This window comes from Prevotella sp. RM4 (assembly GCF_000701965.1).
GTDB classification, from domain to species: domain Bacteria; phylum Bacteroidota; class Bacteroidia; order Bacteroidales; family Bacteroidaceae; genus Prevotella; species Prevotella ruminicola.
Window position 1 is genome coordinate 97,576 of the sequence record NZ_JNKG01000009.1, and the last position, 22,640, is coordinate 120,215.

The 22,640-nt window shown below is 49.1% G+C and carries 16 protein-coding genes; 6 read left to right on the top strand and 10 right to left on the bottom strand.

Translation table 11 applies throughout. The annotated features are described in order from the left end of the window. Positions 1-58 precede the first annotated feature (58 nt). The 10 genes from T499_RS0108460 to panB all read right to left on the bottom strand — a co-directional run bounded on the left by T499_RS0108460 (position 59) and on the right by panB (position 10,613). Positions 59-2,566, bottom strand: a complete 2,508-nt coding sequence (locus tag T499_RS0108460) for a BT4734/BF3469 family protein (protein WP_084163034.1) — start codon at positions 2,564-2,566, stop codon at positions 59-61. Between the two features lie 214 nt (positions 2,567-2,780). Continuing rightward, positions 2,781-3,764 carry a hypothetical protein gene (locus T499_RS0108465; RefSeq protein WP_033150630.1) on the bottom strand — a complete coding sequence of 328 codons (984 nt, stop codon included), beginning with the start codon at positions 3,762-3,764 and terminating at the stop codon, positions 2,781-2,783. 14 nt (positions 3,765-3,778) lie between these two features. Next, positions 3,779-4,768: a hypothetical protein gene (locus T499_RS0108470; RefSeq protein WP_033150631.1), complete on the bottom strand. Its 990-nt coding sequence runs from the start codon at positions 4,766-4,768 to the stop codon at positions 3,779-3,781. Between the two features lie 1,002 nt (positions 4,769-5,770). Continuing rightward, positions 5,771-6,175, bottom strand: a complete 405-nt coding sequence (locus T499_RS0108475; RefSeq protein ID WP_033150632.1) for a putative toxin-antitoxin system toxin component, PIN family — start codon at positions 6,173-6,175, stop codon at positions 5,771-5,773. 4 nt (positions 6,176-6,179) lie between these two features. Then, positions 6,180-6,362: a hypothetical protein gene (locus tag T499_RS0108480; protein WP_369793384.1), complete on the bottom strand. Its 183-nt coding sequence runs from the start codon at positions 6,360-6,362 to the stop codon at positions 6,180-6,182. A gap of 184 nt (positions 6,363-6,546) precedes the next feature. Then, positions 6,547-7,305, bottom strand: coding sequence for a type III pantothenate kinase (locus tag T499_RS0108485; protein ID WP_033150634.1), 759 nt, complete (start codon positions 7,303-7,305; stop codon positions 6,547-6,549). A 3-nt stretch (positions 7,306-7,308) separates the two neighbouring features. Beyond that, positions 7,309-8,499, bottom strand: coding sequence for a bifunctional phosphopantothenoylcysteine decarboxylase/phosphopantothenate--cysteine ligase CoaBC (gene coaBC, locus T499_RS0108490; protein ID WP_033150795.1), 1,191 nt, complete (start codon positions 8,497-8,499; stop codon positions 7,309-7,311). Between the two features lie 13 nt (positions 8,500-8,512). Then, entirely contained in the window at positions 8,513-8,902 is a 390-nt protein-coding gene (gene panD / locus T499_RS0108495; RefSeq protein ID WP_033150635.1) for an aspartate 1-decarboxylase, read from the bottom strand. Positions 8,903-8,909: 7 nt separating this feature from the next. Then, on the bottom strand, positions 8,910-9,755 hold the full coding sequence (panC, locus tag T499_RS0108500; RefSeq protein WP_033150636.1) for a pantoate--beta-alanine ligase: 846 nt from the start codon (positions 9,753-9,755) through the stop codon (positions 8,910-8,912). A gap of 6 nt (positions 9,756-9,761) precedes the next feature. Further along, positions 9,762-10,613, bottom strand: coding sequence for a 3-methyl-2-oxobutanoate hydroxymethyltransferase (gene panB / locus T499_RS0108505; protein ID WP_033150637.1), 852 nt, complete (start codon positions 10,611-10,613; stop codon positions 9,762-9,764). Positions 10,614-10,762: 149 nt separating this feature from the next. Between panB and dapB the strand changes: the two genes are divergently transcribed. From dapB to T499_RS0108535, 6 genes are all read left to right on the top strand, one after another. Then, a complete protein-coding gene (gene dapB / locus T499_RS0108510) occupies positions 10,763-11,479 on the top strand; it encodes a 4-hydroxy-tetrahydrodipicolinate reductase (RefSeq protein ID WP_033150638.1) in 717 nt (238 codons plus the stop codon). Positions 11,480-11,491: 12 nt separating this feature from the next. Next, positions 11,492-12,919: a signal peptidase I gene (gene lepB / locus T499_RS0108515; protein ID WP_033150639.1), complete on the top strand. Its 1,428-nt coding sequence runs from the start codon at positions 11,492-11,494 to the stop codon at positions 12,917-12,919. Positions 12,920-12,928: 9 nt separating this feature from the next. Beyond that, positions 12,929-13,531, top strand: a complete 603-nt coding sequence (locus T499_RS0108520; protein ID WP_033150640.1) for a WbqC family protein — start codon at positions 12,929-12,931, stop codon at positions 13,529-13,531. 24 nt (positions 13,532-13,555) lie between these two features. Further along, entirely contained in the window at positions 13,556-17,410 is a 3,855-nt protein-coding gene (locus tag T499_RS0108525; protein ID WP_033150641.1) for a hybrid sensor histidine kinase/response regulator transcription factor, read from the top strand. A 173-nt stretch (positions 17,411-17,583) separates the two neighbouring features. Beyond that, positions 17,584-20,616, top strand: coding sequence for a SusC/RagA family TonB-linked outer membrane protein (locus T499_RS0108530; protein ID WP_369793390.1), 3,033 nt, complete (start codon positions 17,584-17,586; stop codon positions 20,614-20,616). A 24-nt stretch (positions 20,617-20,640) separates the two neighbouring features. Continuing rightward, entirely contained in the window at positions 20,641-22,590 is a 1,950-nt protein-coding gene (locus T499_RS0108535; protein WP_033150643.1) for a RagB/SusD family nutrient uptake outer membrane protein, read from the top strand. Positions 22,591-22,640: the final 50 nt, after the last annotated feature.

Below are 22,640 nucleotides of genomic sequence, written 5' to 3' on the forward strand. Positions count from 1 at the left end.
AGGGAAACGTGGCCTGATTCCACGTTTCCCTGTTTCCCTGTTTCTCGATTGGCGGGATTTAGAGATTTACTACTTTCTTTTCATAGCTGTCGCGCTTTAGGCGTACGATGGCGCCTTCTTTGATAAGGCCGTCGATTTGCTTGCCACATGAGTCGGGATTAGCGATGTCGAAGGTCTTGGCAAACTGCTGGCGTGAGAATTTATCGGGCAACATCTTGAAACACTGGGCGAAACGCGATGTGTGACAGGTGTAGTTTGCGGCCTTGTCGCGTGCCTGATTGTCGTAGTAGTTGTAGGCCAGACTGCCATAGAAGTGATGCTGGCAGCGATACTGAATATCCAATATCAACTGACAGAAGCTTACGTCGATGTCATCAACCTCGTAGGTGCCGTTTTGCTCGCGCTCGTTCCAGTGGCGCATGTCGATGAAGGGTGCAGGGATGTTCATGCCGTAGTAGCCCACGCGCTTGATGAGCATCAGATCGGCCTTGTCCTTGTTGTTAAACTCAGCTATCTTCATGCGATTTGCAGTCCAGTCGTAGGTGCACTGCGACAGCTTGTCGAGGGGTAGCTCGCCATAGCGACTGTTGAGTTTTTCGGCCCATTCGCTAATGGTAATGTCGGCCTCAGTGCAGTCGTTGGCCTGAACCATCAGCGACTCCAGATCGAATGTGGGTTCGGGCATAGGTATGGTGGCCAGTCGTGTGGCCAGTCCGCTACCAAAGGTGCGTGCATTCACCTTGTCGTCAAGCGAATCGGGTGTGCCTGTGTATACAAAATTCCAGTACACATTGAAGAAACCGCTGTACGACTTCTCGTTGGCATATTTCTGGCCATCTTCCTCGTTGTGGAAGGCTTTCAGCTCCATGGCCGTCTTGTCAATCCAGCTACCGCTTTTCTGCATTTTGGTTGAGTTGGTAAGCTCAGAGTCGAAGGTTACCATGTGCAGGTTCATTTCTTCGCCGTTCACAATCTCCTTGGCGTTTACCATATTCTCGATAAACACGCCGTTAGCGGTGCGAGGAATCATATAGCGGTCTATCTCTGTAGGCTTCTGCAGCGCATCCTGGTCCTGGGCTTTGGTGGATGTGCTACGAGCCATCGTCTCGCGCTTGTACTTATTTACTGCATCCGATGCCTTGCTCGACTGATTCTTGATGGGTGCCAGGATTAATTTGTCGAGACGTACAGCGAACGACTTACCGCTGGCGGGATCGCCAATAATCAAAACGCAATAGTTAAGGCGCTTCTTCTCGTTGGGTTTGAACCAATATCGGTAGGTGCAACGGGTCATCAGTGTGCCAAAGAAGGCAGCGCCAACAAATACGGCTGCAGGCCATACCTCGCGAGGCAATCCCACACAAATCTCACGCAGACAAGGGTAGTAGGGCATCAAAGCCTCGATCTTATCAGCCCATTCGGCCAGAGGCAACTGGGCCAGATCGTCGTTCGAACCCCTCTCAGGTTCCTTTACACCAGCAGTTTTCATGGCCTTTTTCAGCTCTTTCGAGGGATAGATGTAGGTAGAGTTCTCTGTGATGTAACTCATCGCACGCTCTACCTCCTGCAGTCCACGCTCATTGATGAGGCTCTGAACGAAAGGCAGACCCTGCATGATGGTAGTGAGCAGCTGGGGATTGTTGTCGCAGATGACGCTGAGCATGTTGCCCATCTGCATCATCGTCTTGTGGCGATCGCCTGTCTGGGGCTCGCCCAGTTCGTTAACCAAAGCGGTGGCAATCTTAGCGTAAGGCACGCCGTGATAAGCAGGTTCGGTTGATTCAACGGGCGCGATAGGTCCATTTTTGGACTCATCGCTCTTGCCAAACACGCGGTCCAGAATAGCATCAACGGCCTTTGATTCTTTTGCGGCCTTCTCGGCCTTCTTCTTGGCACGAAGTTCTTTCTCATAGTCTTTCCACTTCTTCTGTGTAGGACCGCTCTTGGCAGGCTTCTTGCGATACAGATCGCCGTACTGCTCGTCGTAGGCAGGATTGCTGTAGGTAAAGAGGCTCTCGTCGAGGAACTTCACATCGTCAAATTTAGGCACGAACGAGGCTCGAGCAGCGTCCTTGCAACCAGAGTCGACAACGGCGAGCACGCCCAGCAACTGGGCCATTTCGTACTGATTGTCCATCAGGTTTCCCCACTCAGGACGTGCGATGAATACAATCTTGATTCCCTGGCCTGAAGGTGTGATGTAGATGAGCAGGATGCCCAGCTCACTAAAGTCCTCGCGACCAAGAATACAATCTACGATCTCCAGAGGATTCTCCACATGGTCCAGATCGATTACTGCCAGACCAGTAAGATGCGATGCTGTGCTCTCGCGCCAGGTGGCCTCTACACCTACCTTATTAATAGAAAGGCCGAAACTTGCCTGGAAGCAGCACACGGGCAGCTGGCTCTTCTTCTTGGCCGACTTGGTGCTGCGATAAGCGTTGATTAACTCACTTGTGCTTGCGCACTTGGTTGTGCCGTCGAACCATTCGGCGGTCATTTCTGTCATGGGCTCGTAGAGTCCGTTCGAACAGGTTGCGAAATTGTTTGTTGTTGTCTGTAACATAACTTTTAAATTTTTAGTGATACATGAGCGGGGCCACTACGGGGGCTTGCCGCAAGCCGGGATTGTCCCGAACTCGGGTGCAAAATTACAACATCTGAAAAACGGCCCCCTTCTGTCTGAGAATCACAAAAAAATAGTCTCAGAATTCTGAGACTATCTCTATTTGTGCTACCAAATTCTTAGACTATTGTCTGAGATTTCTAAGACAAAGGACCTAAAATCCTTTCTCCGACAGCTTGTATAGCCGCTTTTGCTCTTCGGCTTTCTGTTCTATTTCAATAATTTTAATGGCCTGCCTTAGTTTTGCCATCAAGTCGATAGCCCATGTATATCCGTCGTTAATGGGCCACAGTGAAGAATGTAGCAGAAAGAATTTTCCAGAACCATTCTTACCCGTTTCGGCGCTCTGAATGGTGCCATTGGGGCAACCCTGCTTGAAATCCGCGAGTTGCGGGTCTTTCAGCAAATCCTGTGCATAGCGCTCAAACTCCGATTTGTTCATGTTCGAACCGAAGTCCTCGGTACAAAGTACGCGCACAACAGCCCAGGCAGTTTGAAACTTAAATTGTTCCTCGCATTGTTTGATAGCCTTAATCAGCGTTTCTCTAGGTGGCTCGTTGGTTTGTGGCGCTTTCAAGTTCAGGCGTGCCCTGCGATAGTTCACAAGACTTATCTCGCCCAAAGAGTCGGTATCGCGGCTGGTAAGCAGGTCGGTAATCAGGCATATCTTGTCCAAAAGATACATGAAACGTTCTATCTTTTTAACCTCGCGTTCATCATCGAAATTCAGATTCTGCACAAACCTTTTCCAAGAATCGTTGGGCTTGTTTTTGTCCTGAGGGCGATAAATGTGGCTCCATCTGGTAGATAAGTGCATTGAGGCAAACTCATCTATCAGTTTCGTGCGTTCTTCGTAGAGTAGGATTCCGAAATCGTCATCCTCGAACAAGCCTTTGTATATATCCTTTATTTCGCTAAGCGACGAGCGATGACTCTCTACAAAGGTCCAAAGAAAGCGGCGTTCTTTTTCCTGTTGCAGGTCGTCGCAAAACTCATTTAGGCGCTGTTTGGCTGTATTCTTTCTGAATTCATCCCACAATAGTTGGAATAGCCATTCGTAGTCGAATATGGCATCAGCCCTCGCTTGTATTTCATCGACACGATTCTTCGCATCGACCGATAATCTACTTGTCTGCATGCTGATTGCCCCCTTTATCCGTTATAGTATTTGTCGTAAACCCATGCATCCAGATAGCCCATCGTCAGGTCGGTAGCATCGCTTGGGTCCCAGGTCATATCGTGCTTGGCAAATATCTTCTCCAAGTCGGCATACACAGCCTTGCCGTAGGCGCGCAGGCCTTGCTCGCTCTTAATATAAGGTGTTTGGGGCAGATGCTTCTGAGCAGCAGCACAGATGTCGCGAACAGCAGGATAATCGTCGGCACAGTAGTTGTGTGGTGCAAAGCCGAACATGATATCAAGCACACGTATCTCCTCATCGTTCAACCCTTCGGCGTGGCCTTTAGCGTAGTGTTCCTCTATCTGCTGCATGGCCGTAAGACTGCGACTAATAAAATCCTCGCAATCCTCCAGCTTGCCCCAGTCGCCAAAATCGCGCCAGCACTCCATCGCATAGTAGTCCTGCACGGCCTGATTGTTCTGCACTGCCCAGTCCATCTCTTGGTCGGCCATCGTGTAGCACACCATAGCTGCAATGTGGCGATAGGGTGTGTTTTTTATCCACTCCACCAGCGCCTTGTTGTCGTATCTGAAGCTGTCCTTGTACAAATCGGTTTGTGCGAATCGTCCTTGCAGCCCGTCGCCAAGTTGCTCCACATCAAACGGCTCGTGACAGTACAAATCGTGCGACAGCAGGGCCAGCTCTTTTATCCAGCAGGCTATTGTGTATTCATCGTCGCTCAGGTCGGGTAGCTGTTCGCGTTCCTTCATCTCCCACTCATCTGCCAACCAGGGGTGTGGGTCGGTAATCATTGTCAGATTACGGTCGGCCGTCCAGAACTGGTCGCCCAGCCACAGTGCAGCATTGGCATTGGGCAGCCAACCCCTCAGTCGCTCCAGTTGTTCTAGCGTAAATATACGTAGCTCATTGCCTTGCAGCTTGGTTACTGGTGCAAGGTCGATATCCTTAAAGGCATTCTTCTTAATGCGTTCAAAGAGTTGCTTAGGTGTTATGTTACTCATCTTGTTTTTTGTAATTTTTGTGCAAAGATACAACATTCTGCCGAATTAATCTGATTTTGCACAAAAAATATATCGAGAAACAGGGAAACAGGGAAACGTGGAGTAGGTATGGTTTGGCAGCGAGCATAAGCTATAGATAGGTATATAAATAATAAAAATGATAATCGTATCATTTATCTAATTATTAGCTTTCCTCGTTGCTAACTAAAACCACCCCGATTCCCGTTTTCCCTGTTTCCACGTTTCTACTCTGCATTACGGCAATCTAACAGATACTTTACGATTATCGCACAAATACTTCCGTACTATCCATATAAGGGCTATAATCATCAAAAGGTAAAATATTTTTAATCGTATTATGATGCTCGCGCGCGCCCGCATTTTGCGGGTATTAATAGAAAAAATATATCCCTAGTGAGGTAGCAAATTTTCCCTAACTAGGGAACAAAATCGGGGTAAGGGATCCTCATCGCCTCCGAATTTAATTGTGTAAATATATTTGAAGCCAGGTTTCGCTTTTCGAGAAACTATCCACATGTCATCATCAGCCATATTATAATCTGTTTGGTCCCAAAGTAGGAAACTATCAGTTTCAGTATCAGAAACTGGTAGTTCCTGTTTTTTATATTCATGCGGATACTTATTACATAATAAGAACGTTATCGTAATTTTAAGTTCAAGTGCCCTTCGTCGCGACGACGCGGGGCATTTTTAGTATACCCGCAACTTGGCGTTGTACTGAGTATGTTGTAAAAACGGGCAGGGTGAAATTTTGAGCAAAAAAACACCTGATAGTTTGAAAAACTTCAGGGACTACCAGGACTGAACGGTGCAAAGATAAGAATTTAATTAATACACTCCAAATATTTTGCAATTTTTCTTCCGATGTCAGGGGATGGTTCTGTGGCAGGCGATTATCCTTTGATTTGCGGTAACTCTCATCGGCCTCGTCGCCAAGCGGCGGGCGATGCTACGCGCCACAATGGTCCGACTAGCCCATTTTTATAAATTGCAAATCATATCATCCAGACCGATTATTTCGACCTTGGGGAAATCTATTTGCTTAAGCACATCAAAATGGCCGTCATCAGTTACGACAAACTTTGCATTGGCAGCAATGGCACAATCTACAAACTTATCGTCATCAGGGTCGGAAATAATCAACTTAAAATGAAAGTAAGGTGTCACAAACTGTGTATATGGATTGTTTGTAATCACTCCTAGGGCAGCTTCAGTAAACTCTGGACTCGTAAACCTCTGCAGTATCTCTGTATATTCCTCAAGAATCTCAGTTGTTACACACAAAATATTACGCCCATCAAGCAGAGAAACCCACAAATCGTGATATCTGCTACGACGGGAAATGCATTGTAAGAGACTATTTGTATCAATAACGAGTCTTGCCATCAGTTCATTTAGAATGAAGATCCATTTTGCGGATTTCGTCTAACTTGTCTTGATCCAAGATGCCCTCATCCCACAAGCGATCAGCCTCGGCATTGAGACGGTTCTGGAAATGACGGGTCAATACTTCCTGAACCTCACGGGCATACTCTTCGCTGTTGTTGAATGCAAACATCTTCAACAAATGCATCTGGGTCGGATTTAATGCGGTTGTGTCCATAAACGATTATTTATTTGACTGCAAATATAAGGAGAATATTTGAAAGTTCCAAATATTTTTTTTGTTAATTATGATTTAATTAAAAAAAGTATTATCTTTGTAGATGTCAGGGGAAGGTTCTATCTTAAAAGTTAGAATAATAACAAGATTTAAGTTATTTGGCCTGGAAGAGGCCTTTGAAGAGGAGGTAGGGGTCGATGGTGATTTGGTGGTGGCAATGCTGAGCGATGGTGCGCGACATGCCGCCGGTGGCGATGATGTGGGGTTCGCCGTTTAGGGTGGGCAGCAGTTGGTCGATAAGACCATCAATCATGGCTGCTGTGCCGTTAACGATGCCGCTCTGCATGCACTCGAGGGTGTTGCGACCAATCAGATGCTGAGGCTTCTCGATGGTGATGGCGGGCAGCTGCGAGGCGCGGGCGCTGAGAGCGTTCATCGAGGTTTTAACGCCAGGGATGATGATTCCACCGCGGAACACTCGGTTTTCGTCGATAACGCCGATGGTGGTGGCTGTACCAAAGTCGATGACGATGGCGGGCACACCATAGCAGCAGGCAGCACCGATGGCGTCGGCCAATCGGTCTTTACCCAACTGGGCGGGCGATTCCACATCTATCGAGATAATGCCCTGGGCATCGGCAATCGAGAAGAAGTGGGGCTGCAAGCCCGTCAGGTCGGTAATGGCCTGGGCCATATCATCGTTCACCTCGGGAACTACCGACGAGATGGTAATCTGCTGGATATCAGCTACCTCTACACCGTATTTGCGCAAGCCTTGGCGCAGTTCATAGCGATAAAAACTGGCCGTTTCTTCTTTCTTGGTCTTGAAACGCCACGTGTCGGCGATGTTACCTTGGCCATCAGCCAAAGCAACTACCACGGTAGAATTGCCGATATCTATGAGTATATGCATACGTTACGCAAGGGTTTGGATATGGTCGATAATCAGGTCGGCTGTTTCCTCCTTCGAGCAGAGTGGCAGCTCTTTTACCTCCTGGCTGCTGATGAGTGTTACCTTGTTGGTATCAACAGCAAAGCCTGTGTTGCCGCCAGCAATCGAGTTGGCGCAAATCAGCTGGGCATGCTTCTTCAGGAGTTTGGCGCGCGAGTTTTCAATCAGATTCTCTGTTTCCATCGAGAATCCCACCAAAGTCTGGTTGGCGGGCTTGTGTTCGCCCAGCCAACCAAGAATATCTTGTGTTCGTTTGAGTTCAATCTGTAGGTCGCCGTCGTGCTTTTTCACCTTCTGGTCGGCATAAACGGCGGGTGTGTAGTCGGCCACCGCGCTGCACATAATCACCACATCGGCCTCAGCGCTACGGCTGGTAACAGCCTCGAACATATCGGCTGCGCTCTTAACAGGCACCACATCTACGCCACAGAAAGGCTTGATGTTAACGGGACCCGACACCAGTGTGACCTGAGCACCACGTAAACGGGCCATTTTAGCGATGGCGTAGCCCATTTTGCCCGATGAGTGGTTGGTGATATAGCGCACGGGGTCGATAGCCTCTTGTGTAGGGCCTGCGGTAATGAGATAGCGCTTGCCTGCAAGGTCCTTTTCCTTGGCCATAAACGATAGGATATGCTCTACGATTACCTCTTCTGCCTGCATCTTGCCTGTGCCCGTATCGCCACAAGCCAGTCGGCCTATGATAGGATCGATGATATGATAGCCATATCCTTTCAGCTTGGTAAGATTGTCCTGCAGAATGGGGTTCTCCCACATGCCGGTATTCATGGCGGGCGCAATCAGTTTGGGAGCGCGAGTGGCCAGCATGGTGGTGGTAAGCATATCGTCGCAGATGCCGTGAGCCAGTTTGCCGATGACATTTGCTGTACAGGGAGCCACAATAAACAGATCGCCGCGCTTGGCCAGCGATACATGCTTGACATCGAACGAGAAGTTGCGGTCGAAGGTATCAACAATGCACTTATTGTTGGTAAGCGTTTCGAACGTCATGGGCGTAATAAACTTGGTGGCGTTCTGCGTCATAATCACATGCACATCGGCATGCAGCTTAATGAGCATCGAAGCCAGGTTGGCGCTCTTGTAGGCAGCAATACCGCCCGTAACGCCCAGCACAATCGTCTTTCCCGTCAGCATATATTTTACGTTTTTACTGTTCAACCAGCAGTCCGTGCTTCTCGTAGTTGGCCTTGCGAACCACCTTGTTGTGCTCATCTACAAACAGCACAGTAGGCTTATGTTCGCGAGCCTCCTCAGGCGTCATCGTGGCATAGGCCATGATAATCACCTTGTCGCCTACGTTCACGCACTTGGCAGCGGCACCGTTCAGGCAGATAATGCCCGATCCAGCCTCGCCAGCAATGGCATAGGTGGCAAAGCGACTGCCGTTATTGATATCGGCAATCTCTACTTTTTCGTACTCCAGAATGCCGCTCTCACGCAGCAAATCAGAGTCGATAGTGATACTGCCCACGTAATCCAGATCGGCCTGGGTAACCACAGCACGATGTATCTTTGCCTTCAGCAGCGTTATATCCATACCTATCTTAAATATTTACGATGAAATTATCAATCAGTCGGGTCTTGCCGATATAAACGGCGATAGCCACCAGCACCTCGCCTTCGATACGCGCTGTGCGCTGGATATTCTCAAAGTCAACCACCTCAACATAGTCGATACGGGCCATAGGCTCGGTCTCCAGGTTCTGGCGGATGATGTCGATCACCTTCTGTGCATCGCGCTCGCCAGCCTCGATAGCCTGTTTTCCTAACTTCAGACTCTTTGAAAGAATCAGCGCTGCCTGGCGCTCGTCGGCATTCAGATAAGTGTTACGGCTCGATTTTGCCAGTCCGTCGTCCTCGCGAACGATGGGGCAGGGCACAATCTCCACGGGGAAGTTAAGATCGCGCACAAAGCGCTTAACGGTAGCCAGCTGCTGGGCATCCTTCTGTCCGAAGTAAGCACGATCGGGACAAACAATATTAAAGAGCTTACCTACTACGGTGCACACACCACGGAAGTGAACGGGGCGAACGGCACCACAAAGCAGCTCGGTAGTCTCGGTGGTATCGATAAACGATGTAAAGTGGCCAGGATACATCTCGGCGGGCTCGGGGTTGAAAATCAGGTTGCCACCAGCCTCTTCAACCTTCTCCATATCGCGGTTCAAATCGCGTGGATAAGCCTCCAGATCCTCGTTAGGACCGAACTGGATGGGGTTAACGAAAACCGAAACCACCGTGCGGTCGTTCTGACTGGCCGACTTGCGGATGAGGCTCTGATGACCCTCGTGCAGGAATCCCATCGTAGGCACCAGTCCTACGGTCAGGCCCTCTTTACGCCAACCGGCTACAATCTCTCTTACCTCCTTTACTGTCTTAACAACTTTCATATTCTCTTATCTTCTTACTTCTTCTAACTCCGTTTCAAAAAGCGCCTGCATCACCTCTTCGCTGATGGCATAGGTATGTCCTGCTGCTGGGAAGGTACGCTCTTCACACTCTTGTTTATATTGTTTAAAAGCCTCAAGCATCACACTGTGCAAGTCGGCATATTTCTTCACGAACTTAGGTATGAAGCCATTGTTATAGCCCAGCATATCCTGATAAACCAACACCTGGCCGTCGCAGCCATTACCAGCTCCGATACCAATGGTCAATGCCTTGGTCTGTGAGGTAACGAGCTTAGCCAATTCTGCAGGCACACACTCCAATGTGATGGCAAATGCACCAGCCTCTTCTACAGCTTTAGCATCAGCCAGAAGCTTCTTGGCCTGTTCGAGCGATTTGCCCTGAACCTTGTAGCCACCCATGGCATTAACAGATTGTGGTGTGAGTCCGATATGTGCCACCACAGGGATGCCTGCCTGTACGATAGCCTTGATACGGTCGGCATATTCCACACCGCCCTCAAGCTTAACTGCCTGACAGTTAGTTTCTTTCATGATGCGTCCGGCATTGCGTACAGCATCTTCGATTGATACCTGATACGACATAAACGGCATATCGATAACTACAAAAGCCTGTTTGGCACCACGGCACACGGCTGCACCGTGATGAATCATGTCATCAACTGTTACTGCAAGTGTATTCTCATAACCCAGCATCACGTTGCCGAGCGAATCGCCAACCAAAATCATGTCGATTCCAGCTTCATCAATTGTGCAAGCTGTATGATAATCATAAGCCGTCAGCATGCTGACTGGCTGCTTTCCCTTACGTTCTAGTAAGTCAAAAATAGATTTTCTCATCTCCTGAAATAGAATTCTATACTCCCTTTGAGGGTGCAAAAGTATTACATTATTTTAATATCAGCAAATTTTTTAGTTATTTTCTGTTGAAAATGGGTGTTTGTTGACTAAAAAGTAGTATCTTTGCGGCGTTTTAATTCGAATTAATTATGAAAATAGCTTTAATCGGCTACGGCAAGATGGGTAAGATGATTGAACAGATAGCCCTCGACCGTGGTCATGAGATTGTAAGTATTATCGACATCGATAATCAGCAGGATTTCGATTCGCCTGAGTTCGCATCGGCCGATGTGGCCATCGAGTTTACTGCCCCACAGGCTGCCTATGGCAACTATCTTAAGGCGTGGGCTAAGGGCGTAAAAGTTGTTAGTGGTTCAACCGGATGGATGACCGAGCATGGCGACGAGGTGCGCAAGGCTTGCAGCCAGGAGGGTAAAACACTCTTCTGGGCGTCGAACTTCTCAATCGGCGTGGCCATTTTCTCTGCCGTAAACCGCTATCTGGCCAAGATTATGAACCAGTTCCCACAGTACGATGTGGAGATGGAGGAGACACATCATGTGCACAAGCTCGACCATCCCAGCGGAACTGCCATCACATTGGCCGAGGAGATTGTTGACAATATCGACCGCAAGGAAGCTTGGAAAGAGGATACTACCGACAAGAAGTACCTGCGTGTAGATCATATCCGCAGAGGCGAGGTGCCTGGTATCCACACTATCCGCTATGATAGCGATGCCGACCTGATTACCATTACTCACGATGCCCACAGTCGTAAGGGTTTTGCCCTGGGAGCCGTGCTGGCAGCCGAGTACACAAGTCAGCATCAGGGATTGCTCACCATCAGCGACATGTTTAAATTCTAAGCCTTAGCGATAATGGTAAAAAAGAAAGAATTCGACCCCAAAGTACAGTGGGTCAAGTTTATTGGCGTGCTGGTGCTGTATCTGCTCTTCCTGTATTGGGTTGGCAGTTGGTGGGGACTGCTGGTAATACCATTTATCTTTGACGTGTACATTACCAAGAAAATCAAGTGGCAGTGGTGGAAAGAGGCCGAAAAGCCCGTTAAGTTTGTAATGTCGTGGATCGATGCCCTGGTGTTTGCGCTGGTGGCCGTTTACTTCATCAATCAGTTCTTCTTCCAGAACTACGTGATTCCATCAAGTTCTTTGGAAAAGTCGCTGTTGACTGGCGATTACCTGTTTGTGTCGAAGGTAAGCTACGGTCCACGTATTCCTCAGACACCACTCACGATGCCTCTTACCCAGCACACCCTGCCTGTGGTAGAGTGCAAGAGCTACATTGAGTGGCCACACTGGGAGTATCGTCGTGTAAAAGGCTTGGGTAACGTGCAGCTGAACGATATCGTAGTGTTCAACTATCCTGCCGGCGATACCATCTGTACCGCCCTGCAGTATCAGACCGAATATTACAACCTGTGCTACGGCTACGGTGTTGGCAACTATCCCAACATGCCCAACCCCGATAACCTTTCAGCCGAGCAGCGACTGAAGCTGTACGCCGATATCTATGAGACAGGCAAGAAGATTATCGCCGACCACCCACAGGAGTTTGGCGAGATTGCTACCCGTCCAACCGACCGTCGTGAGAACTATGTAAAGCGTTGTGTGGGATTGCCCGGACAAACTTTGCAGATTAAGGACCACGTGGTATATCTGGACGGCAAGGCCAATAAGGAGCCCGACAACGTGCAGTACACCTACGAACTGCGCCTGAAGCGCCATTTTACCGACGAGGAGATGGAGAAGTGGGGCATTACCCAGGAGGAACTGGTATCGCTGAATAATAATGGTTACATGCCACTTACCAATCGCGTGGTGAACGAGATGAAACAATGCGGCGACCTGATCGACGGCATCAGCTTCCACTACGACCGCGAAACATGGAGCCTGTATCCACAGAACGGCAACTACCACTGGACCCGCGATAACTACGGTCCTATCTGGATTCCCAAGAAGGGTGCCACCATCAATCTCTCGCTGGATAATCTGCCCATGTACGAGCGTTGTATCCGTGCCTACGAAGGTAACGACCTGCAGGTTCGCGATGGCAAGATTTTTATTAATGGCAAGCAGGCCAACGAGTACACCTTTAAGCTGGATTACTACTGGATGATGGGTGATAACCGTCATAATTCGGCCGACTCTCGTTACTGGGGATTTGTGCCCGAGGATCATATTGTGGGTAAGCCTATCTTCATCTGGTGGAGTAGCGATCCCGACCGCAACGGATTTGGCGGCATTCGCTGGAGCCGTATCGGTAACATCGTAGATAATATTAAATAAGGTAGAACCATGCAGGTTTTGCTCAGTACAACCTATTTCGGCCCGGTGCAGTGGTATCAGAAGCTGCATCGGGCTGACACTGTGCTGATTGAACAGTGGGAGAGTTTCCTGAAGCAGACCTATCGCAACCGCTGCCTGATAGCCACCACCAATGGTGTGCAAGCCCTTACCGTGCCCGTTGAACGTGGCACATCGCCTCTTATCAAGGATATCCGCATCAGCGATCATGGCAACTGGCGCCATCTGCACTGGATGGCCCTGCAGAGCGCTTATGGCGAATCGCCTTTCTTTGAGTATTACCAGGACGACATCCGCCCGTTTTTTGAGCAGCGATGGGACTATCTGGTAGATTTTAACGAGGCCATCAGCCAGAAAATGTGCGAACTCATCGATATTCAGCCCCAAGTGGCCCGAACAACTGAGTTCATCCCCGAACCAATAGATCTGACTGACTACCGTTCAGCCATCAACCCTAAACATCCGGCACCCGATGCCGATTTCTCGCCTAAGCCCTATTATCAGGTGTACGCTCAGAAACATGGGTTCCTGCCCAATCTGTCGGTGTTAGACCTGCTATTTAACATGGGGCCCGAAAGCATCTTCTATTTATAACTTGTAAACCTCAATTTAAAAACAATGTTCCGTTTTCTACTACTTACATTACTATCAACATTTACCCTACTAAGTTCTGGTCAATCGCACTTCTACACGTCAGAGAAACTGTCGAGTAACCAGATAACCCAGATATGCCAGGATAAGGACGGCTACATCTGGATTGGTACCGAGTATGGTTTGAACAAATACGATGGTTACCGTTTTACCAACTATCTGCACGAGAAAGGTAACCCCAATACTGTGAGCAGCAATGTGATATCGTATCTGTTCGAGGATGTGAACGGCACCCTCTGGGTGGGTACCCAGTTGGGTCTCGACCGCTTCGATCCTGTTACCAACCAGTTTATCTCGGTTGAGATGAAAGGTGCCACCAGCACACCTCGTATCAATGCCATCATTCAGGAAGATGCCAACCACCTGCTGATTGGTACTGCCGGTTACGGATTGTATCGCGTAGATACCCGTACCAACAATTCGCAGCGTGTTGAGGGCTACGCCAAGGCCGATAACAACTATTTTAGTTATATTTTTATCGATCAAAAGGGCTATTTCTGGAAATCGGGTCATGGTAATTCCATTATCCGCCGTTCGCCCAAAGGTAAGATCGAGGAGCTGCTGTCGCCTTACGGTATGGTAACCGGTTTTGTAGGTTACGAGGGCGGTGTGCTGATAGTGTGCAATCACGGACTGCTTTACTATCGCAACGGACAGCTGACATCCGATTATATCGACCCAGGCGAGATGCGTGGTAAGGACTTGGTGTTGCGTACCGCCAAGTGCGACAAGGCTGGCAACCTGTATATCGGCACCATGGGCGATGGTCTGTGGTGGGTGCCACGTGGCGAGCGACGTATGCGCCGCTATGAGTTCCAGAATGCCTCGTTGGATTTGAACACAGCTACTATCTGGGCGCTGTTCGAGGATAATCAGGAGAACTTGTGGATTGGTTGTCAGAGTCGCGGTCTGCTGCTTATTCCCCAGCACCAGTCGCCCTTCCGCTCGTGGAAATTCATCGATCAGCACCTCAGTACAGGTGGTTCGCTCAGCTCTATCTGTGCTGGCGACAACGGTATGACCTGGTGTGCTGTACAGAATAACGGTGTATTCGGATTTGATGCTGCGGGTCGCTTGGTGGCTCATCCAGCCTCGCCCGATGGTACGTATGTGATATACCGCGATGGATTGGGCCGTTATTGGCTTGGTACCAACGCTGGACTTTATGCCTACAACCCACTTACAGGGCAATACCAGCTCAAATCATCGTTCAAGAGTGGTTTTGTTAACTCGATTACCGACGATGGAAAGGGCAAACTCTTCTTCTCGGTTTACTCGTTGGGCTTCTTCTCGTACGATACCAATACCGATGAATTGCGCCATTTCAGTATGTACGATGGCGACGGACCGAAAGGCCGACTGCATAACGACTGGATCAGAGAACTGCTGTTTGACAGTCGTGGTAAGCTCTGGATTTGTTCGGCTTCGGGTATCAACTGCTACGACCCGAGCGAAGACAGTTTCCGTTCTAACGGCTGGGAGGTGCTGCTCGACTATAGCACCATCGAGTCGGTATGCGAAACGCGCGATCACAAGATATTGTTCGGTACCTATTCGGGCTTGTATTATTACGATGAAAAGGAGAAAAAAGCCAAACCGTTCCCCGATGCCGAAGTGCTGAGCAACAAGGTGGTGAACGGTATTATTCAGGATCAGGCTGGCGACTTGTGGATTAGTACTACCATGGGACTTTGGCAGTACAAACATGCCGACCAGCAGTTTGTGAGCTATCTTTACGGCAATGGTCTGGCCAGTCGCGAGTATGTCAGCGGTACAGCTATGCGCACCCACGATGGTCGCATCTGGTTCGGCTTCAGCGATGGTATCACCTCGTTTAATCCTGCCGACCTGCAGATAAAGAATTCCGAAATAGGCAAAGTGCTGCTTACAGGCATCTATGTAGGCGGTGTAGCACGTCCCAGCACCAAGCGCATCGAGCTCGATTTCATCGACAACACCTTTGCGTTGGAGTTCTCGTCGCTCAACTTTGCCAATGCCGAGAACGTGATTTACGAGTACCGATTGAACGGCAACCGCGAGTGGGGACAAACCGAAGTAGGTCGTAACGTGGTATCGTTTACCCACCTGCAGCCCGGTTCGTATATCCTCGAGGTGAGAGCCTACGACAACGGTATTTATTCTGATACCGAGATCTACCACATTATTGTGCATGCACCTTGGTACAGATCCTCGTGGGCGTACATTATATATATATGTATAGGACTGCTGACACTTGGCACCTTGGTTTGGGGCTATGTTCGTCGTCGTCGCCAGGAGTTGGACGAGGATAAGATGAAGTTCCTCATCAACGCCACCCACGATATCCGCTCGCCGCTGACGCTCATCATGAGTCCGCTGCACAAATTGCTGAAGCGCGACTTCGACCCAGAGGTAACCAACGAGCTGAAGACCATCGAGCATAACGCCCAGCGCGTGCAGAATCTGGTGAACCAGATACTTGATATCCGTAAGATGGACCGCCAGCAGATGAAGCTGCAATGCCAGGAAACCGATATGGTACAATATGTGGGCAACCTGCTCAAGTCGTACGAATATACTGCCAACGAGCGTCATATCAACTTCCGTTATGCGCCTACGCTCGATAAACTCAGTGTGTGGTTCGATCGTAAGGCCATAGATAAGGTGGTCGACAATCTGCTCTCGAACGCCTTCAAGTACACCTACGATGGTGGTGAGATTGAGGTGTGTGTATCCCAGGATACCGATACGCAGACAGCTATCCTGCAGGTGGTTGATAACGGTATGGGCATCAAGGGCGACCCACGCAAGCTCTTCGACCGTTTCTATCAGGGTGCCAGCTCGCGCAGCATGCATATCGAGGGTACAGGTATCGGCCTGAACCTGTGTAAGATGGTGGTTGAGATGCATCACGGTACCATCGATGCGGCTAATCGCAGCGATGAGCAGGGAAGTGTGTTCACCGTTCACCTGCCTTTGGGCTGCGAACATCTGAAGGAAGAAGAGCTGCTGAAGGTTGAGGAGAAAGAGAAGACAACACGCCAGCGCTCGCAGTATAGCTATCAGGTACTGATTGTTGACGACGATGAGGAGATAGGTCGCTATATCGCTCAGGAGCTGGGCTGCTACTATCATATTACCCCCGTAACCAGCGGTCGTGAGGCCCTGCGCCTGCTGCTTTCTGAATCCGAGAAGCAGTTCGACCTGGTGGTGAGCGATGTGATGATGCCCGAGATGGACGGCTTTACGCTGCTGCGAATGATTAAGACCAATATGAACCTGAATCATATCCCAGTAGTGATGCTTACCTCGAAGGCTGCTGTGGCCAACCGTCTGGAGGGCTTGGAGAAAGGTGCCGACGCCTTCCTGGCCAAACCGTTTGATATGGACGAGTTGCACATGGTGATCAACAACCTGATTAGCACCAACCTGCGACTGAAGGGTAAATACTCGGGTTTGCAACAGCCCAAGGATAAGATTGAGGAGAAACCTATTAAGGGTAACGACGAGCTGCTGATGGAACGTGTGCTGAAAGAGGTGAACGAACATTTGGATGATAACGACTTTAGTGTTGAGATGCTGGCCAAGGGTGTTGGTATCAGTCGCGCCCAGTTGCATCGAAAAATGAAGGAACTCACCGGTATCCCCGTCAGCGAGTTTATCAGAAACATCCGTTTGGAGCAAGCCGTACGATTGCTCGAGGAGCAAAAAATCAATGTTACGCAGGTTGCATATTCAGTTGGATTTAGTAACTTAGCACACTTTTCGACGGTGTTCCGCAAGCAATTTGGAGTGTCTCCAACCGAATATATTGAGCAAAAAGGGCTAAAAAACCCCGGTTGAGACAAAAGTGAAACGAAACGCAACATACGTTAAAGCCTCTAAAAAAGAATCTGCCTATCTTTGCGGCAGATTTTTTTCTTTTATTCAATTAATTAAATTTTAACTAACAAACCAAACGTATGAGTTTCAAAGCAAAGAAAACAGCCTTAGTTGCAGGATTGTGCTTTTTAGGCATGGCTCCTGTACAGCAGGCTTCGGCAGCTACCGCAGCAGTAGCTTCCGTACAGCAAACGAAGCAGGCAACCGGTTATGTAGCTGACTCTCAGGGTCCGCTGATTGGTGCCACGGTTATGGAGAAGGGTACTAATAATGGTACCGTTACCGATTTCAACGGCTTCTTCACTCTTAATGTAAAGCCAGGTGCAACAATCGTTGTATCATATGTAGGCTACGTATCGCAGGAGGTTAAGGCCGGCGATAACTTAAAAATCAATCTTAAGGAAGACGGCCACGTTGTAAACGAGGTTGTTGTTATCGGTTACGGTACCCAGCGTCGTGAGGCCGTTACCGGTTCTGTTGCAAACATTGGTGGTGAGAAACTTAACCAGGTTGCAGCTACTAACGCCGCTCAGGCTCTGCAGGGTCGTGTAGCTGGTGTTTTGATGACACAGACATCTTCTAAGCCAGGTGCTGAGATGCAGATTCGTATTCGTGGTCAGCGCTCACTGACTGCAAGTAACGACCCTCTGATTGTGCTCGATGGTATTCCATTCATGGGTCAGCTGTCGGATATCAACCCAACCGATATTAAGTCGATGGATATCCTGAAGGATGCTTCTGCTACCGCTATCTACGGTTCGCGTGGTGCTAACGGTGTTATCATCATCACAACCGTTAAGGGTACACAGGGAGCACCTGCTAAGGTTACATATAATGGATATGTAAGCTTCAAGAAAGTATTCCACAAGTATCCTATGATGGACGGACCTACGTTCTCTAAGATGCGTCAGTATGCTGGTATCTACCAGAACTCACTCGACGAGAGCGAAAGCACTAACACCGACTGGCAGGATCTGTACTATCAGACTGGTATCAGCCACAACCACGACCTGAGTGTTTCTGGTGGTACCAATGGTGGTAGCTTCAGCTTCGGTGCTGGTTACTATAAGGACGAGTCGGTTGTTCCTACCGAGGGTTACGACCGTATCTCTGTTCGTGGTAACTTCGACCAGAAGATTGGTAAGTGGTTCCGTTTCGGCTTGAGCACCAACAACAGCTATCGCAAAACTCAGGGTGTGAACAATATGTACGCTGTACTGGGTTCATCTCCTCTGTCAAGCCCATACGATGAGAACGGTAACCTGAAGCGTTACAATGCTCTGCCTGCCGACGACCAGATTGTGGTTACTAAGGAGACTGTTGAGCGTGACAAGGATGTTTGGATGAGCGAGAACAAGGGTATCGGTACTTACAACACGCTGTTCGCTGAGTTGAAGTGCCCTTGGATCGAGGGTCTTACCTATCGTATTAACGTAGGTCTGAACTTCCGCAGCTCTAAGAGCGGTAGCTTCACAGGTACTGGTATCAACAACAAGGATGCCAATGCTGTTAACAGCGGTTCTATCTACGAGAACCAGACACGTAACTGGGCTGTTGAGAACCTGCTGACCTACGACCGCACATTCGCCGAGAAGCACAACCTGAACGTTGTTGCTATGTACTCTGCCGAGCAGACTACTTACGAGCAGACTGGTGCTTCGGCTCAGGAGATTCCTGCCGACTACTTCCAGTACTATGCACTCGACAAGGCTACAGGTCAGTCTAACCTCACTGGTTATAACTACTGGCAGAGCGGTCTCGTTTCTTGGATGGGACGTGTGATGTATTCTTATGATAATAAGTATATGATTTCAGCCGCCCTCCGTTCAGATGCTTCTTCACGTCTGGCTAAGGGTCATCAGTGGCACACATATCCTGCAGTAAGTGCCGGTTGGAACATCGCTCGTGAAAACTTCATGGAGAACCTCAAGTGGATCGACAACCTGAAGCTTCGCGTAGGTTATGGTGAGACTTCTAACCAGAGTATTAATCCTTACTCTACTCTTGGTGGACTGGCTACACGTAACTACAACTTCGGTTCTACTTATAAGTCAGGTTACTATGTAAACTCTCTGCCTAACCCAGAGCTGGGATGGGAGTACTCTAAGACTTGGAACTTCGGTCTCGACTTCTCATTCTTCAATGGTCGTCTGTCTGGATCGTTCGAGTACTATACTCAGAAAACCAACGATATCCTGCTGAACGTTAAGCTGCCTGATACATCAGGTGTAAGCAGCTATACTGGTAACATCGGTAACACCGAGAATAAGGGTTGGGAGTTCTCTCTGAACGGTATCATCATCGACAACAAGAATGGTTGGAACTGGGAGGCTGGTATCAACTTCTACCAGAACCGTAACAAGCTGACCAAGCTGGCTACAAATGATCCTGATGGTAAAGACGAGGGTAACCTCTGGTTCGTTGGACATCCTATCGATGTTATCTACGACTATGAATATGTAGGTCTGTGGCAGAAGGGCGAAGAGGCTGCAATGAACATCCTGGAGCCAGGTGGTAACGCTGGTATGATTAAGGTTAAATACACTGGCGACTATGATGCCAACGGACTGCCTACACGCCAGATTGGTCCTGACGACCGTCAGATCATGAGCATGGAGCCCGATCTCGTTGGTGGTTTCAATACTACTATTGGTTACAAGAACTTCGACCTGACCGTTATCGGTTCGTTCCAGATTGGTGGTAAGTTGATTTCTGCCATCCACTCTTCTAACGGTTACCTGAATATGCTCTCTGGTCGTCGTAACAACCTCGACGTTGACTACTGGACTGAGAACAACACTGGTGCTAAGTATCCAAAACCAGGTGGTATCATGAGTAGTGATAACCCCAAGTACGGTTCTACACTGGGTTACTTCAATGCTGGTTACCTGAAGTTCCGCACTATCACTCTGGGTTACAACTTCGACAAGCTGCAGGCTGTTAAGGATCTTGGTATCAGCCGTCTGCGCCTGTACGCTACCGTTCAGAACCCATTCGTTCTCTTCTCGCCATACAACAACGAGAGCGGACTTGATCCAGAGACCAACTCTTGGTCAAACGAGAATACGGCTGTAGGTTACTCATTCGGTAGTCACAGAATGCCTATCGTAGGTTATAACACACCTGCTACCCGCAACTTCATCTTCGGTCTTAACGTAACATTCTAATGAATCATTAAAGAATTAAGAGTTATGAAAACTAAAAGTATCAAATATATTCTTGCTGCGGGTCTCGTATGCTGTGGTCTTTCTACAACCATGACATCCTGCAATAACGTGCTCGATGAGCAGCCCCGTAGCCAGTTCGACCCAACCTTCTTCAATACGAAGGCGGGTATTGAGGGCGGTCTGACATCGCTCTACGCTCACCTGCGCTATTTCTATGGCAACGGTTACTACCTGAACACCCTCGAGACAGGTACCGATGAGTACACATACGCACAGAGTGCCGATGGTAACTTTAAGGATGCCGACCTCTCAGGTGTAGGTTCTGTTACTCCTTCAAGCACCGTTGCTGGTGGCGCATGGGGTACCCTGTTTGCAAACATCAATACCGCCAGCGGTATTATCGAGAATGGTGCTGAGGCTGGTATCGATCCAGCTCTGCTCGCCGAGGCTCACTTCTTCCGTGCATTCGACTACTTCATCCTGGTGCAGACCTACGGTGGTGTGCCCCTCGATCTGGGTGCTGGCGAACTGAAGTTCAACACTTCTACCGTTCGTACCTCTGTACGTAATACTGTTCCTGAGGTTTATGCTGCTATCTTCGCTGACCTCGAGAAGGCTGTTAACGAGCTTCCTGAGAACCCACGTCTCACAGGTACTGCTACCAAGAACCTGGCTCGTCTGTATCTCTCAAAGGCTTATCTTACCTACGCTTGGTGGTTGGAGAATCCTAACAACATTCCTACCTTCCCAGAGTGCAGCCGTGATGCCAGCCAGGCTAACAGCTACTTCCAGAAGGCTTACGATACCGCTATGGCAGCCATCAACAATCCTGGCCCATACGCTCTGCAGCCTACATTCTATGATGTAAACGTGGCTACCAACGACCGCAACTCTGAGATCATGCTCTACGCTGATCATGATGAGGACGAGAAGTATGGCAACGGTGGTGCTGGCTACGGATGGGGTAGCGGCGGTTCTCCTGAGAACTTCGCTTACTGGATGGAAACCTGGAACTACACCGAGATGATTGCCAAGGCTGCTTCGGGTAACACTATCAACCCCATCCAGCGTGAGGCTGTTCAGGCCCTCGGTCGTCCTTGGACCCGTATGGCTCCTATCGCCGACAACTTCATGGAAGGTGGTGTTTGGGAAGATGCTGTTAAGGCTATCGACTCTCGTTACGATGCAACCTTCACCCTGCGCTATCACACCAACTGGCAGAAGAGTGGTAACACTGAGCCTTACGTAATCGGTGCTAATGGCGAGAAGGTATATCCAAACGAGGTTTACTTCAGCTGGGTTCCTGAGAGCGAGGACAGCAAGATTAACTACACTGGTGCCGATGGTAAGCTCGGTTTCGGTGAGATGGCAGGTCGTCCTGACTTCGTAGTTGCTGTTAACCACATCAGCCGTAAGAAGTACCCCATCAACTGGAAGATTGGTATCTATCGTACTGATAACGATGGTGGTCTGGGTTCAAAGGTTAATGGTGGTAGCCCACGTCCTTGGAACGTTGCTAAGTTCTCTGAGCTCTACCTGCTTGGTGCTGAGGCTGCTGTTAAACTCGGCAAGAACGAGGAGGCTAAGAAATTGGTTAACGTGCTCCGTGCCCGTGCCGGTAAGCAGACCTATAGCCAGAACGACGACAAGGCTGTATCTGTAGATAAGAGCGCTGAAATGGTAGCTGCTACTCCTGCTACTATCACTATCGACTTTATCCTCGACGAGCGTAGCCGTGAGTTCTGGGGTGAGGGATACCGTTGGTTCGACCTCGTTCGTACACAGAAGTGGGGTGAGCGTGCCGGTACATACCGCATCGCAGGTGCTGGTTACACCGATAAGGATCTGCAGACAGTTAAGCGTGATATTCCTGCTGGTTACTATATCCGTCCTATCCCACAGGGACAGCTCGATGGTATGGAGATGACCGAGGAGGAGAAGACTGCTTATCAGAACCCTGCTTACAGAAATTAATTAGTTAGATAACCGTTTTTCTCTATTAGCACGGGCCGCCCAAATCTGGA